13 protein-coding genes are annotated in these 14470 nt (G+C 44.3%); 1 reads left to right on the top strand and 12 read right to left on the bottom strand.

The window, feature by feature from the left end:
* Positions 1-5 precede the first annotated feature (5 nt).
* The 9 genes from VN23_RS03405 to VN23_RS03365 all read right to left on the bottom strand — a co-directional run bounded on the left by VN23_RS03405 (position 6) and on the right by VN23_RS03365 (position 11348).
* Positions 6-1064, bottom strand: coding sequence for an ABC transporter permease (locus VN23_RS03405; protein WP_046353208.1), 1059 nt, complete (start codon positions 1062-1064; stop codon positions 6-8).
* A 15-nt stretch (positions 1065-1079) separates the two neighbouring features.
* Positions 1080-2018: an ABC transporter permease gene (locus VN23_RS03400; protein ID WP_046353209.1), complete on the bottom strand. Its 939-nt coding sequence runs from the start codon at positions 2016-2018 to the stop codon at positions 1080-1082.
* A 37-nt stretch (positions 2019-2055) separates the two neighbouring features.
* Positions 2056-3831 carry an ABC transporter substrate-binding protein gene (locus tag VN23_RS03395; protein ID WP_046353210.1) on the bottom strand — a complete coding sequence of 592 codons (1776 nt, stop codon included), beginning with the start codon at positions 3829-3831 and terminating at the stop codon, positions 2056-2058.
* A 99-nt stretch (positions 3832-3930) separates the two neighbouring features.
* Positions 3931-5931 carry a M3 family metallopeptidase gene (locus VN23_RS03390; protein WP_156455106.1) on the bottom strand — a complete coding sequence of 667 codons (2001 nt, stop codon included), beginning with the start codon at positions 5929-5931 and terminating at the stop codon, positions 3931-3933.
* Between the two features lie 156 nt (positions 5932-6087).
* Positions 6088-6507: an ExbD/TolR family protein gene (locus tag VN23_RS03385; RefSeq protein ID WP_046353212.1), complete on the bottom strand. Its 420-nt coding sequence runs from the start codon at positions 6505-6507 to the stop codon at positions 6088-6090.
* Between the two features lie 97 nt (positions 6508-6604).
* On the bottom strand, positions 6605-7039 hold the full coding sequence (locus tag VN23_RS03380; RefSeq protein ID WP_046353213.1) for an ExbD/TolR family protein: 435 nt from the start codon (positions 7037-7039) through the stop codon (positions 6605-6607).
* A gap of 5 nt (positions 7040-7044) precedes the next feature.
* Positions 7045-7782: a MotA/TolQ/ExbB proton channel family protein gene (locus VN23_RS03375; RefSeq protein ID WP_046353214.1), complete on the bottom strand. Its 738-nt coding sequence runs from the start codon at positions 7780-7782 to the stop codon at positions 7045-7047.
* 36 nt (positions 7783-7818) lie between these two features.
* Positions 7819-8481, bottom strand: a complete 663-nt coding sequence (locus tag VN23_RS03370) for a hypothetical protein (protein ID WP_197433010.1) — start codon at positions 8479-8481, stop codon at positions 7819-7821.
* 392 nt (positions 8482-8873) lie between these two features.
* A complete protein-coding gene (locus VN23_RS03365; protein WP_046353216.1) occupies positions 8874-11348 on the bottom strand; it encodes a TonB-dependent receptor in 2475 nt (824 codons plus the stop codon).
* A gap of 794 nt (positions 11349-12142) precedes the next feature.
* On the opposite strand from VN23_RS03365, the gene VN23_RS03360 reads away from it, so the two are divergent.
* The gene (locus VN23_RS03360; protein ID WP_046353217.1) at positions 12143-12838 is read left to right on the top strand and encodes a crotonase/enoyl-CoA hydratase family protein; all 696 of its coding nucleotides are present in this window, start codon (positions 12143-12145) and stop codon (positions 12836-12838) included.
* An 89-nt stretch (positions 12839-12927) separates the two neighbouring features.
* On the opposite strand, the gene VN23_RS03355 is transcribed toward VN23_RS03360, so the two are convergent.
* The 3 genes from VN23_RS03355 to VN23_RS03345 all read right to left on the bottom strand — a co-directional run bounded on the left by VN23_RS03355 (position 12928) and on the right by VN23_RS03345 (position 14470).
* A complete protein-coding gene (locus VN23_RS03355; RefSeq protein WP_046353218.1) occupies positions 12928-13401 on the bottom strand; it encodes a WbuC family cupin fold metalloprotein in 474 nt (157 codons plus the stop codon).
* A gap of 4 nt (positions 13402-13405) precedes the next feature.
* On the bottom strand, positions 13406-13636 hold the full coding sequence (locus VN23_RS03350) for an RNA-binding S4 domain-containing protein (RefSeq protein WP_046353219.1): 231 nt from the start codon (positions 13634-13636) through the stop codon (positions 13406-13408).
* Between the two features lie 87 nt (positions 13637-13723).
* Entirely contained in the window at positions 13724-14470 is a 747-nt protein-coding gene (locus VN23_RS03345; protein ID WP_046353220.1) for a hypothetical protein, read from the bottom strand.

The raw sequence follows: 14470 nt of genomic DNA, 5'->3' as shown, positions 1-14470 counted from the left end.
TCTCCTTATTTCACTTTTGGATCAAGCGCATCGCGCAATGCATCCACCAACAGGCTAAACGCCGTCACTAAGACCGACATCGCAATCGTTACCGCTACCATTTGCCACCAGAAACCCTGCACCAACTCTGCAGGCGCTTCCGCCAGCATCGACCCAAGACTAACTTGAGTGACACCCACGCCAAAACCCAAGAAAGACAGAATCGCTTCGTACTTAATCAGCGCAACCGTCATTAAAGAGAACTGCACCAACAGTAAATGGCTGATATTGGGCAAGATATGCACAAACATACGGCGCGAATGAGAAGCACCAATCGCATCGGCAGCTTGTACATACTCGCGGTTTTTCAGCTTCATATACTCGGCGCGTACTAAACGATAAGTTCCTGTCCAGCTTGTTAATGCCATCACCATAATAATCGTGCTAATCCCACGACCAGAAACCGCAGCAAACGACAGCAGCAAAAGCATATCTGGAACAGAAGTAAAGATACTGTAAAACCAGGTTAAGAAATCATCGACTTTGCCACCAAAATACCCGGACACCGCACCCAGCACAGAGCCAATAGTTAATGCCAGCACCGCGCCTAAAATACCAACCAGAATCGAAGTAGAAACCCCTTTCAAGGTTTTGTCGATCACATCACGGCCACGCAAATCAGCGCCAAAAGGCATAGTTGCCAACTTTGGAGGGCTGTTATCAACGTACTTAGCTGTGTTTTTGCTAGCTGCAGCCAGCTCTTTAGCAATCGGATCTTCCGAAAGTAATAAAGTCTGGATGGGCTGCGCTACTTTAGTAGCCGCATTTTTATCGGTGGCTAAATGGACTTCCAAGTCCTGCTTTACCCATGAAGGCGGAGCATAAGACACCGCCACTTCATCGGTCCAATGACCGCCCACGACATTTAACCAGCCACCTACGGCGATCAACAGATAAACCACCACCACCCACAGCGCAATAAAGCCTACTTTATTGCGCTTAAGCCGCTGCCAGCCTAATGCCCACAAACTTTTTGAAGCCGTTTCTGTTTGCAGACCCGGCATTGCTTCAACAATTGCATTCATTTCCATACTCCGGGTTTATTTAAGCTGAACGCGTGGATCAATCAATTTGTAAACCAGATCGGCCAACAAATTAAAAGCCATCGTTGCCATAGCAATATAAATTGTTACTGCTTTAATCACAGGAAAGTCACTTTTATTCACGGCCAGTAACACTTCATTACCCATGCCCGGAATACCAAAAAAGCTTTCCAGAATCAGCGCACCCATCATTAAAAATGGCAGCGACATCATCACCGTGGTCACCACCGGAATCATGGCATTCCGCAATACATGCTTGAGCATGATCTTGTGCTCGGACAAGCCTTTAGCTCGCGCAGTACGAACATAATCATTATTCATTTCTTCAATAAAAAAGCTGCGATAAAAACGAATATCCGGGCCAACGGAAACCAGCAAACCCATTAATAATGGTAAAGGCACATAAACTAATAAGTTGGTAATTAATGAATTCCCCCAACCCCGAACCGGAAATAATGCCAGCTCATAGCCCAGATAAAATTGGCCAACAATAATATAAACCAAGGCACTAATCGACATTGCAACTGTACACGCAATAGTTACAACGCGGTCTGTGAGCCCACCACGGAAATACGCCACTAGCGCAGCTAAAGGAATCGATACCAGCAAACTAACCACTAACAATGAACCAGTCAGTGTTAATGAAGGGCCAATACGGCTGGCAATCAAATCAGATACGGGCTGCTGTGTAGACCATGAAGTACCAAAATTGAGTGTTAACACCTGCTTCACAAAAATAAAGAATTGCTCGGGCAGTGATTTATTTAAACCCAATTGCTCCCGGATATTATTCAATACTTCATCGGTTAAGTTTTTACCAGCCAAAATCAGGCTTGGATCACCACCAACAACCGAAAATAAAGTAAATACCAGTAACATCACCCCCAGCATCGTGGGGATCATTTGCAGAATACGGCGAACCAAATAAGCGAGCATTATTTTTCCCCGGCCACAAGAAAGTCAAAAGTTAACATCATTTTTTAAGATCCAGATAACGCCACAATGTATTAAATTGTGGATGAGACTTCACACCCTTTACCCAGGAATGCGCCACATAATTCTTAAAGCGTGTATCACCCATCACCCAAGGCGTGTCACTCATCACAATTTTATGCATCTGATCATAAAGTGCATTTCTTTCTGGGCTATCAACCATTGTTTGAGTTGTTTCATACAAACGATCAAAACGAGGAGATTTATAGCACGCATTATTCGAACTTCCAGTGTTCTTGCCATAGAGCAACATGCTGAAATTATCACCATCTGGGTAATCAGCAAGCCATGCCGCACCTGCCATACCGTATGTGCAAGTCCGTAAAGATTTAATCTGCTCATTCCATTGCATGGAACGGAAATTCACTGCAATCTTTAAGGTATTAAATGTTTTTTGCCAATACTCATTCCACTGCTTATCTGTTGCTGTAGTACCAGTAATAAAATCAATAACTAAAGGCTGTCCATTTGGCAGCATTCGCTTACCATTTGAATCAATTTTATAACCAAATTCATCAAGCAGCGCATTGGCCAGTGCAGGATTATATTCTACTGCTGCTTTGAAGTTGGGATTATGCCCAGCAACTTCAGGCGGAATCACATACTGAACTTGAATGGCCTGATTTCGGCGAATATTTAAAATAGTTTCTGCCCGATTAAAAGACATAGCAATAGCGCGGCGTAAAGCAATTTTTTCCTTACTAAAACCACCCACCACAGGATCTTGCATATTAAATGTATTGTATGTAATTTCCTGCTGTAAGCCACGATGTAGCTGTATCCCTTTTTTCTTTAAATCAGCTTTTAATTCCACACGCCACGGATCTTTTGGATCAAGAATAAGCGAGCCACGAACCAGTGGCTGAGGAATTCCATCCAGAGAATCTAAATCACCATTTCTAAAAGACAGCCATCTTGGCTGATCTTCCTGAATAATGGAAACTTCTACCCTGCCAATTTCTGGAATGGTTTTTCCATTCATTTGTTTAGCCAGCAACTGATCAGCGGGGTTATCACTTGGCTTATAATTTATAACGACTTTACGAAAATTTGGATTTGCCGCTAAGGATATTGAAGTACCGGGCTTCCAGTTAGTCACCATATATGGGCCGGTGCCTACTGGATGCGCATTCGTATTGTCCGAATAAGCCTCAATCACTTCACGGGCAACAGCCCCCAGATGCGGCATGGCCAGCACATATTGCAAAGATGGATATGGCTCAATTAAAGTTAATTGCAAAGTATAACGATCAATAACCTTGATGCCTTCAACCGTCTGATCATAATCAAGCTTGCCATTTTTAGCAGATTTAACCCACTCATCTAAGCCGACAAATTTGCCACTAATTAAAAAACCATTAGGTGAGTTGGTAATAGGATCAACAAGACGTTTTAGCGAATAAACATAGTCTGCGGCTGTTAATTCACGTTTTTTCCCTTTAAAAACTGGGTCAGGCGAAAAATAAATACCGGGTTTAACATTAAAAGTTAATGTCTTACCATCGACACTGACTTTTGGCATTTCAGTTAAGGTATTAGGGATAAGCTTTGACGGCCTTACCATAAAATCGTAGGTAAGCATTGGATCGTAAACGTTTTCCGTAATAGAGCTTGAATAAACGTCTGATACTTTGGCTGGATCGAAACCCGTCTCAGGTGCAACAAAAGCCACCCGCAACACTTTATTCATATCCGCAGCTAATGCTGGCTGGCTAAATAGCGCCCCCGCTATGGCGATGCTTAATAGTTTTTTCATCACCGTCTCCTCTTCATCTCTTTAACAATACAATGGCGAATCGATCCATCTTTTGAATAGAAACATTCACCCTTATCTAAATAAATAGCCAGATGGATATTATTGCTTAGCCGTCTTGGTAGGTACGCCACGCTGACCAGTAATTTCTTGAAAGAAAGCATCGGAATTAGGCTTGCGGCCAATAAATTCTTCAACTAATTCCATCGCCGGGCGCTGACCACCATTTTCTAAAATCAGTTCGCGATAACGCTTGCCCTGCTTTACATCCATCACATTACTACCGTAAGCCGACAACATATCCAGCGCTAAGACTTCAGACCACATATAGCCGTAATACCCTGCCGCATAGCCTCCCACAATATGGCCGAAGGTGCCGGGGAATTCTGTACCCGCTACGTAACCCAGCGGCGTTTTACCTTCCATGGTCTGCCATACTGCCTGAGGGTCTCCCGCATCCGCTGCGGCTAAAGCCATATCGTAAGCGGAGTACAGGCCTTGACGGGCGTATTTGAGGCCACGGCCAAAGCGGCGGGCGTCATCCATTTTAGCGACCAGCTTAGGATCAATCGGCTTGCAGCTTGAACACGTATCGTTAAACAACGCTCCTGCTTCAGGGCGACGCGCCCATTCTTCAAACATTTGCGACGGTGCTTCCACAAAATCACGCTTCACCGAGGTACCCGCCTGCATGGTGTAACGTGTTTTCGACAACACGCCGTGCATGATGTGGCCAAATTCGTGGTAGAGCGTTTCTAACTCATCCTGATTAAAACCTTCGCGGCTAAAATTAGTGACTAAAACGCTAACCGGTGTTTGCCCACTTAAAGTGCTTACGCCTCTAACAGGGAAAGCCGCCGCATGCTTGTATTTGCCATCACGCGGGAAAAGATCGAGGTAAAAACTAGAGAGGTATTTTTTGCTTGTGCGATCAAATACATCGTAAGCGCGTACGTCTTTGTGCCATGTTTTTAATTTGGCATTCGGACGAAAATCAACACCATAGAGTGTGCCAGTGACATTCATCATCCAGGCAATGGTCGGCTCGGTAGGGAATTGCTCACGCACTTGCTTTTGATCAAGTTGATAGCGGCTGGCTTTGAGCTGCTCTTCATAAAACTGCACATCCCAGCGCTTTAACACGCTATCAGCCTTGCCGGTAAAGCGGGCTTTTTCCTGGCGCAGCTCTTCGATATCTGATTTTTCTAAAGTGGCAACACGGGCTTGCACATCGGCGAGGAAGGTATTGACTGCTTCTGGCGTAGCGGCCATTTTATTGCGAATAGCAAACGCGGCATAACTTGGGTAGCCGGTGAGTTGGGCAATTTGTTTTCTTAATTCAACCACTTCTTTTAAAATTTGCAAATTGGCCGCACCGCCAATCTTCATTCTACCGGTGTAATAGCGCTCACGCGTGACTTCATTTTCTGCATAGCCCATTACAGCATCAATTTCGGGATAATCAAATCCCAACACATAGAGACCTGCTGCATCTTTTTTGGCTGTGGCTAAAAAGCTAGCAGAAACGCCTTTTAATTCTGCGGCAGTAAAACTCATTCTGGCTTGGTTATCCCGCATATTGCGGGAGAAATCTTGTTGTAGCTTTTCTATTTTATTAAAAATAGCCGCTAATTCTGTACGTTTTTCTTTAGGTAAGTTAACACCGCGATCTTCAAAATTACTCAGTAAATCAGCACGTGCCTCAGCATCAATGGCATCTTTTGGCTTTAAAGCTTTAAACCGGCTATACAAAGCTTCGCTTTGCAAAACATCACTGATGAGTGCAGACATTTTTAAATTGCATGCATCTGCTGCCGTACGCACTGGCGTAGATGGGCTCACTTCAGAGAGCAAACCTGCGGGTCCCCCAAAGTGATCCAGATCCTGATTAATTCTATTCCATTCACCCAGTGTATTTACTGCATTTACTTTAGCCAGTGGCAATTTTTCTAATGCAGCAATTTTTATTTTTGCTTGGGAAATCGTTTGCTGACACTGGCGCGCTATATCGGCAGCATCAGGCAAAAGCAATGCGCCACCCTGCGCTGCAAATAGCGGAGCAGAAGAAAACAATACGGCGAGGCTCATGGCTATTTTGTTCAATTTATTCCCCAGCAAAGGTTAATTGGATGTTTATTAGCAAGTATTTTTAATCGGCAGACGTAGCAAAACTGGCACACGCAAACGCCTGCTGCCATTCAGTTTTATCTATTTTTTTGAGTAAAACAGGATAGCTGGGCGAAACCGCCCAGCTTTAAATTACTGCATAAATTGCTCGTGACCCACAATACCGATCTTCTTTACACCCAGCCGCTGCGAGCTGGCTAAGACCATTGCAACCGCTTCATAATTTGCGTCTTTATCAGGGCGAATATGAAACTCAGGCTGCACCGCTCTTTGTGAAGCCTCAGATAAGTTTTTTTCTAATGCAGCACGATCAGCCAAAGGAGCACCAGCCCAAGAAATGACATTATTGCTGCCAATATCAATCTGAACTACTTCCGGCTTTTCAGTTGCTTTAGAAGGCGAATTAACAGGCATATCCAATTTTACGGCATGCGTTTGAATTGGGATGGTGATAATCAGCATAATCAACAAAACCAACATCACGTCAATCAATGGCGTGGTATTGATTTCCATCATCATATCATCGTCATTACCACCAACTTGCATTCCCATAATCGTTCTCCACAGCGCATTTGCTGTCTAAAGAGTCAGTGAATCGGGCCAGCGATTTCAGTGAAATAAACCCTGGCCCAACCCTTACACACAGCTATTAATTTCTAGCGGGAGGCTCGGTAATAAAAGCGATTTTTACAATTCCCGCCCTTTGTACTGCCAAAACAATCCGCCCTACTGAGCTGTATTTAGAAGACATATCACCGCGAATATGGACTTCCGGTTGCGGATCCATTTTTGCAACTTTCACCAAGCGAGCCAGTAATTCTTCATCTGACTTCACCTGGCTGATATTCCAAAAAATATTACTCTTATCATCCACGCCCAAAATAATATTCTCAGGCTTGGTTTGCGTCGGAAGATTGACTTCTTTTGGCAGTGTTAATTGAATCGTTTGCGTTACAACTGGAATAGTGATCAAAAAGATAATAAGCAGAACCAACATCACATCCACTAATGGTGTGGTATTGATCGCTGAGATCACATCATCCTCTTGGCTAGATGCCCTTTGTCCTGGCCGCAAGTAGCTCATAATGATTACTTAGGTGTGCTAAGCAAATTGGTGTGCAAGCGAGCAGCTACGGTGTGAACCATTTCTACTACCAACTTGTTACGACGCACCAGCCAGTTGTAACCCAGCACCGCAGGTACAGCTACAGCCAGACCAATTGCCGTCATAATCAGCGACTCACCCACTGGGCCAGCCACTTTATCGATCGATGCCTGGCCAGAAATACCAATCGCTGTCAGCGCGTGGTAAATACCCCAAACAGTACCAAACAGACCCACGAAAGGTGCAGTAGAGCCCACAGTTGCAATCACCGACATACCTGCTTGCATCTGGCTGCTTGCATTAGCAGCCGCATCGTAAGTTGCCATTGAAACCCAAGTATTCAGATCAACGTTTTTACTTAATTCACCGTGATGCTCGCTTGCAGCATTAGCGCCAGCATGAGCCACGGAGCTGTAAATACCATCGTCTTTCAAAACTTTAGTTTTTGCCAGCAGCTCAGGACCGCGCTCTTTGAGCAACTCACGGCCTAATTTAATCAGGCGGCGCTGATCCAGAATTTTAACGATCGCTACATACCAAGTTGCAGCAGACATCGTCAGCAAAATAACTAAAGTACCTTTAGCAACGATGTCGCCCTGAGCCCACAGTGCTTCAAGCCCATATGGGTTTGCAACTGCAACAGTGGAATTCGCCAATACTGGCAGAGCACATGCTGCAGCCGCGGCTGCAAGCATAAAGAATTGGCGGGAGAACTTGGCCATGATTTAGATACTCCATAAAAAAAGTGAGGGGCTTAGTTATTCTTCAGTGCCGGCGGTAAAGCCAAACGTTTGCTCAAGAGTTGCTTCGTTTGAAGCGGCCTTACAAACATGCTCTTTCAGAGCCTGCTTAATTGCAGATTGAAACTGGCTTCGATATGTAGGAGGGATACTAGACGCGTATTTAATATTGGTTATATCACTGAGCTTCCCTTCGGAATTCACCTTAAACCAAACTGTAACGTCCCCACCAATCTGATCAGCATTAGCCTTTCTTGGGTACTCTGGCTGCCCTAACTTAGAACAATTCCCTGTTGCAGATATTGGGCCTGCAGGCGCTGGTGCTGGCGTTGCAACGGGCTGAGGCACAGCCGGAGCAGAGGGTGCTTTAACTTCCGAAGTTGCCTGAACCGTATTTGTCGACTGGGTAGTCGGTGCAACAATAGGAGGCGGAACATAAGCAGGCTGTTGTTGTGGCGGTGGAGGTGCAGTTTCCTTCACCACTTTTTCAATTTTTGGCGGTGGCGGCGGCGGTGGTGGCGGCTCACTGATCACAGCCACTTCAACTTTTTGCTGAATGACTTTTACCAAGTTTTTGCCCAAGCCGGTAAGAAGCGCATAGGCTACGAGCACATGCAAGGCAGCCACTCCAGCCAAGCCCACGGCACGACGATCACGTGCGTTCTGGCCAAAAGCTTCCACGATGCTCTCCTTTAAATAATTTACGAAATGACTTAATCAAATAATTAAGCGGCTACATGACTAAGATACGCTAGTCATTTAAATTTTTTTACTAGGGTTTACTCTAATTCAACCAATATAATTTCAGCAAAACCAGCAAGAATAAATACTTGATGGGGCAATTAATAAATATTAGTGAATAGAAAAAACCATCCAGTTGGCTTTTTAATTTTTAGACACAAATAAATGAGTTCTTGGGAAAAACATCCAAACAAGCACAACTCATACGCATCATAAACAAAAATAGTAACGAGTCAAAAAATGAAAAGTTATATCTTTATTCTTCATATAAAAATCATATATTGGCGAATAAAAACCTGCAGAGTCCACAGACCCTGCAGGCAACTCTTATATTAGAAAGAGTACTTACCACCTAATGAGAAGAAACGACCACGAACGCCGTATATATCAGCAAAGCCCATAGTGCTTGTACCCACATCCGTGAACGGTGGCATGCGATCAAATACATTCTTCACAGCAGCATCAATTTTAAAGTTCTTAAAACCAGTGTAGCTAACTGTTAAGTCTGTTTCTGAATGGCTTGGCACTTCACGCTCATCCGTTACTGGATCAGTGTTAGTCACTGGATCCTTACGGTTCACGAATCCTGCCGTTGTCTTAACAGAAACTACGCCGATCCAACCCGCTGTCTCAGCTTCAACACGGAAAGTGTTCCGCCAAGTTGGGTTATTAAATATATTTTTCCAATCTTCTTTTTGATTATCGCCATTTACCTTTTCATTCATTAGATAAAATGAATTGGTATTACCAATAATAAATGTGGCAATTGACGTTGGAATACGGAATTTAAGCTCTGTATCAATACCCTCAACAGTCAAGCCATTCATGTTCATCAAGCCAGTGTTAATAACAATGCCTCGAGTTTCGTACTTATATTCGCCTTTTTGAATGGCTTGCAGCTGTGTTGGCACATCAATCAAATCGGTTTTTTTAGTTTTCCACCAATCCATTGAGCCACTAAATGGACCATTCTCAACCACAACACCGATATTGAATGATTCGCCACTTTCAGGCTTTAATTTAGCATTACTGCCATTAAGGTAATACCCTTCTACCTTACAATTATCGCCAAGGTTCAAAGCTCTACACTCTTCTTTCAGCTTAACAGTGTAAGCCCCTTCATCCACCCCACCCTTTAATTGCTTAAGGGTGGGCATGCGGAAACTAGCAGTATACGAGCCTCGGAACAATAGCTCTGGGATTGGCTGGTAACGTGCAGCAATACGAGGCGATGCTTTTGAATCAGTATCATAGCTGTCGTATCGTAACGCAGCTTGTAACTCGAGCGTTTTATCCAGCGGAATAGATAACTCGGCAAAGACGGCCTTTGCATTACGGGACGCATCTACTGCAGCTTGCTGAATACTTCCAAATACGCCGCCAGCTTGCGATAGCGCATCAGGCGTATCTTTTAATGCTTCACGAGTAAAAGACGCGCCTACCGCGAATGCTAAAGCACCGCCTGGCAAGCTAATACCTGTTTCACCGCTAATCTTTGCATCAATAAATGAAAGAGTATTCTCTCCTTCGCGACGTGGCGTTACCTTAAGCGAATCAACAATAGCCTGATCGTTTGTAGTTGATGTGCCATCAATCTTGCCAGTGTTTAAAGCGTCATAAAACTTTTCAATATCAAGATAGTTACTATCACTGTTTGTCTGTTTACTTACGCCATGCCCCGCTGAAACACTCCAATCAAATCCTTTGAAAGCACCATCTAAACCCAACACAACCTGATAGAGGGAAGCCTCACGATCTGTAATCCGTGGACCGCCCTGTAAGAAACGTCCTTTGTAAGTATCTTTTGTTCCAGGAACAGGTAGAACACCTGGCGCAGGGTGCGCCTCAAAATGATCGTCACTCTTCGAATAAAAACCACTAGCAAAAGCTCGAATATCGTCTGTCAGGGCTATATTCGCCAACAACATTCCCGTCTTACGATCCGCACCGTTATACGCGGTTAAAAGCTCAGTGTTAAAATCAAAAACACATGAACCCGCTGAATTAATAGCATCTGTTGTAGGGCACGGCTTGTATGGCTTACCGTTTAAATTTCCTGTTGGCGCATAGGTACTGCGCTGATCACCACCACCAAAATGGCGGAAATCTGCAGATTTTGTCAAATCACGGTCTTTACGCATAATCGGGTCGCGCTTAAAGACATCAAAACTAGCAAACACATTAAAACCCTGCTCGCCTAAATCACCATAACCCCCACTCAAACCAAAACTTTTTTCAGTGCCATCTCCGCGACTTGACTGACCAAAGTTTGTACGAATTTCGCCACCTTGATAGTTCTTCTTGGTAATAAAGTTGACTACCCCACCGACCGCATCCGCACCATAAATCGCTGAGCCACCATCCTTCAAGATTTCCACACGCTCAATTGCCGCCACGGGAATCATATTTACGTCAACACCAGACGGAGAAGATGTATCACCAATAGCGCTTGTAGGTAGGCGGCGACCATTCAGCAAAACAAGGACATCACCCGCCCCCAAGCCACGCATTTTAATCGTAGAACTACCTGAAGCAGAAGGTGCATTACTGGTTAATTCACCTTGATCCATGATGTCCATGGAGGCTAAATTTTTAAGTAATTCATTAACAGAAGTCGCCGCGATTTTTTCAATCTGCTTGCGAGAAACCGTTTCAACTGGTGTAGAGCCTTCTTTCTTAATCCGCTTAATACTCGACCCAGTTACTTCAACGCGCTCAACTTTATTAACTTTTTCTTCTGCCTGAGCACTGATTGCCGCACCGGCACCGATTAAAGCGATCGCAACCGCTAATTGTTTCATCCGCATGAAAGCCCCCTGATTTTTAGACTTACAAATACTCACCGTAAAAGTGAGATTCCTCGCTCTGCTTGCCGCTGTCTTTGTGTCCGCGGCTTTCGCTAAGTAAAAATTACCATAGGTGAATGTTGTAAATGTAACGGTATGTAACCAAAACAAGGGGCAGGTGGCTTTAGTTTTAAATGTTGGTTTTTTGTTCTGTTTTGATGCAAATCAAGAAATGATCGGCAAGCTAGGGATACTCCTAACTTGAGTCGCTTACAGATAAATTTCCGTTTTTGAACTATTTTTTACAAGAAAAATAGCAATAAGATAAAATACTTATTTTAATTAAATCAACAAGATAGCAATCAACCCACCATAAAACCAATGACAATTAAGCATTGCATCAAAATTGTTTGTAAGCAAAACAAGCAGCAACCACTTATCAATAAGTGAGTGAAGCTCTATAATTGAAAGAAATTACAAGCATTTTTATGCTTTCTTTATGCTCTAGCTTGTACTATTAATACGTTTTCCCCAATAAAAACGGGGTGAAAATACTCAAAAATTTGTAGTTTTCAGCCACAATTTATTTATCTGCCATTACCTGCTTAACATTACAAATGAGTGATATCTACCACACTATTTACATAGTGCACCGCACCATAAAAGAAATATGAAATACTCAGGTAATCACTTTGTGCAGCAGCATAAAGTACGCCGAAATCAAACGATGGGCTGATGCAAGCGGGCTAGCCCTACTTTACCGGCTCAGATGGAATCGTTAAGGTCTAGTCCATTCCTTTTTGCAGAGCTAAATTATGAATTCATTTGTTAATTACCAATATAACGATGGCATTGCCACTTTAACGCTGGCCAATGGCAAAGTTAATGCTATTTCTATGGCTGTTATTGATGCTTTTAACCAAGCTTTAGATCAGGCCGAGCAAGATCAGGCGGTGGTTTTAATCACCGCAGCCGCGGGCGTTTTATCTGCAGGTTACGATTTGAAGGTAATGACTTCGGGCTTAGATCATGCTATTCCGCTCGTCACCGCTGGCTCCACGCTTAGCCGCCGACTATTGTCACACCCCTATCCGGTGATCGTGGCATGCCCGGGCCATGCTATTGCAAAAGGCGCATTTCTTTTGCTCTCTGCGGATTACCGCATAGGGGTAGCAGGGCCGTTTAGTATTGGATTAAATGAGGTGAAAATTGGCATGACCATGCCTTACACGGGCATAGAGATCGCACGCAATCGCTTAAGCCCGGCGGCATTTCAACGCTCGGTGGTCAATGGGGAGATGTTTAATCCGGAAAACGCTTTGGCTGCCGGATTTTTAGACTTACTAGTAGAACCGGAAGCTCTGGCCAGCAGTGCGCAGGCCGTCGCAGAATCACTCAAAAAAATAAGTATGAAAGCGCACAGAAATACCAAGCTTAAAGTGCGCAAAGAGCTGCTTGCCTCACTGGATGCAGCGATAGAGCTAGATAAAACAACGCTCAGCTTAGATTAAAGCCTGCCTAATCATTACAGCTTACGAAACAAGACTTCACGACCTGCAGACTATCTTGTTGCAGGTCTTCTGTAAGCCCATATTGCCTATCAACCAGGCCAGCGCTCACCCACTTGAGCATTGGCATACCAGGCCAGTAAATCAGCAACACGTGCCTCGCCCTCTTGGGGGCCCCATGGTGCGAAGTCTTCCTCGGCAATCGGCCTATACGGGCCATGCTTTACTTCAAAGATCACCCCGCCTGCATCAAGAGAAAGCACTGCATGCCACACGCCAGCGGCTGTTTCCAGCACGGCGCTCTCTTCTCCCAAGATACGGCGCTCAATCACATAGCCTGCTTCATCAAAATTCAGCACCACAAACCGCCCTGCCAAGGGATAAAGCAGCTCCCATGTATGCGGATGGCGGTGTGGACAAACCAGTGTATCCGGCTCCATTGCTATAGCCAGCCGCTGAATCGGATCGCTTAATTCGCCGTGTACATTAAAATTTGCACGGCGGCGTGGCGAAGTATGGGCCTGCCCTGCTAATTGCTTGATATCAAGTGAAGAGATTTGCTTCATATCATTATTCTGCAGCTACAGCCACAACACGGATCAGCACCGCATCACCCACCTGCACCACTTGTCCGGCGCGGATCTTGCATGCTTTACGCAGCTCTTGCTGTCCATCCACCTGCACAGCACCTGAGGCCACAATTTGCTTGCCTTCACCGCCAGAAGTCGCTACTTGGGTAATTTTCAGCAGGTTATGCAACTCGATAAATTCATTACTGAGTTCAACTTCAAATTCTTGCATTGCTTTATCTCTTGTTAATACTTCAATAAAGGCGGGATCATACCAGCTTATTGGCAAGGCGAAAAATCAGCCGGATAACCCGACGATTTACAGCGAATAAGGCAAGCCTGCACGTAAACGCCGCACAATACCTTGTAAATCCACATGGTGCTGAGATTCTAACCTAGAAGCTAAAAACAATAATTTGATCCAGTTTATTTTAAAATTTTCATCGTTACTGGCAAATACAATCACGTTATAGCTATGAAATGCACGGCAAAACCATACTTGGCCATTAAATACCCGCTTTAATCGCTCTATATAAATATTGAGCTTTGGATCAGTACCCCACAAATTAATCACCAAGACACCTTGCTCAGATAAAGCCATACGGCAGTGATCGTAATAAGACTCAGTGGCCAATACTGCGGGCAAGCCTTCTTCATCATAAGCATCGAGCATAATCACATCTGCTTCAGCCAAACCCTGAGTGATATAATCTACGGCATCGGTTTGAATAATTGTAAATCGTTCATTATCACGAGGGATTAAAAACTCATCACGAAGCGCAATCACGTCTTCATTGATTTCTAATGTGCTTACTTTGCAATCAGGCAGGTAGCGATAGCAATACTTGGGCAAAGATCCCCCGCCCAGCCCCACAATCAACACATGCTTTGGCTCTGGGCTAAACAACAAAAAGCCCATCATGGTTTGTGAATAACCTAAAGCCAGTGAATAGGGATCATCTAAATTCATTGCGCTTTGTATTGAATGGCTATCAAAGCGCAAGGATTTACAGCCATCTTCCACAGTAAGATAGAGTGATTTTTCAAGAGATTCAGAAAAGGTCAT

Origin of the sequence: Janthinobacterium sp. B9-8, assembly GCF_000969645.2 — a bacterium.
In the GTDB taxonomy this organism is placed as follows: domain Bacteria; phylum Pseudomonadota; class Gammaproteobacteria; order Burkholderiales; family Chitinibacteraceae; genus Iodobacter.
This window is presented reverse-complemented; position numbering and strand designations above follow the sequence as displayed.

Excerpts from the sequence above, each read along its gene's own strand:
- VN23_RS03405 (WP_046353208.1), bottom strand. The coding sequence starts at position 1,064 with ATGAATGCAATTGTTGAAGCAATGCCGGGTCTGCAAACAGAAACGGCT.
- VN23_RS03400 (WP_046353209.1), bottom strand. The coding sequence starts at position 2,018 with ATGCTCGCTTATTTGGTTCGCCGTATTCTGCAAATGATCCCCACGATG.
- VN23_RS03395 (WP_046353210.1), bottom strand. The coding sequence starts at position 3,831 with ATGAAAAAACTATTAAGCATCGCCATAGCGGGGGCGCTATTTAGCCAG.
- VN23_RS03385 (WP_046353212.1), bottom strand. The coding sequence starts at position 6,507 with ATGGGAATGCAAGTTGGTGGTAATGACGATGATATGATGATGGAAATC.
- VN23_RS03380 (WP_046353213.1), bottom strand. The coding sequence starts at position 7,039 with ATGAGCTACTTGCGGCCAGGACAAAGGGCATCTAGCCAAGAGGATGAT.
- VN23_RS03375 (WP_046353214.1), bottom strand. The coding sequence starts at position 7,782 with ATGGCCAAGTTCTCCCGCCAATTCTTTATGCTTGCAGCCGCGGCTGCA.
- VN23_RS03365 (WP_046353216.1), bottom strand. The coding sequence starts at position 11,348 with ATGCGGATGAAACAATTAGCGGTTGCGATCGCTTTAATCGGTGCCGGT.
- VN23_RS03360 (WP_046353217.1), top strand. The coding sequence starts at position 12,143 with ATGAATTCATTTGTTAATTACCAATATAACGATGGCATTGCCACTTTA.
- VN23_RS03355 (WP_046353218.1), bottom strand. The coding sequence starts at position 13,401 with ATGAAGCAAATCTCTTCACTTGATATCAAGCAATTAGCAGGGCAGGCC.
- VN23_RS03350 (WP_046353219.1), bottom strand. The coding sequence starts at position 13,636 with ATGCAAGAATTTGAAGTTGAACTCAGTAATGAATTTATCGAGTTGCAT.
- VN23_RS03345 (WP_046353220.1), bottom strand. The coding sequence starts at position 14,470 with ATGACCTTTTCTGAATCTCTTGAAAAATCACTCTATCTTACTGTGGAA.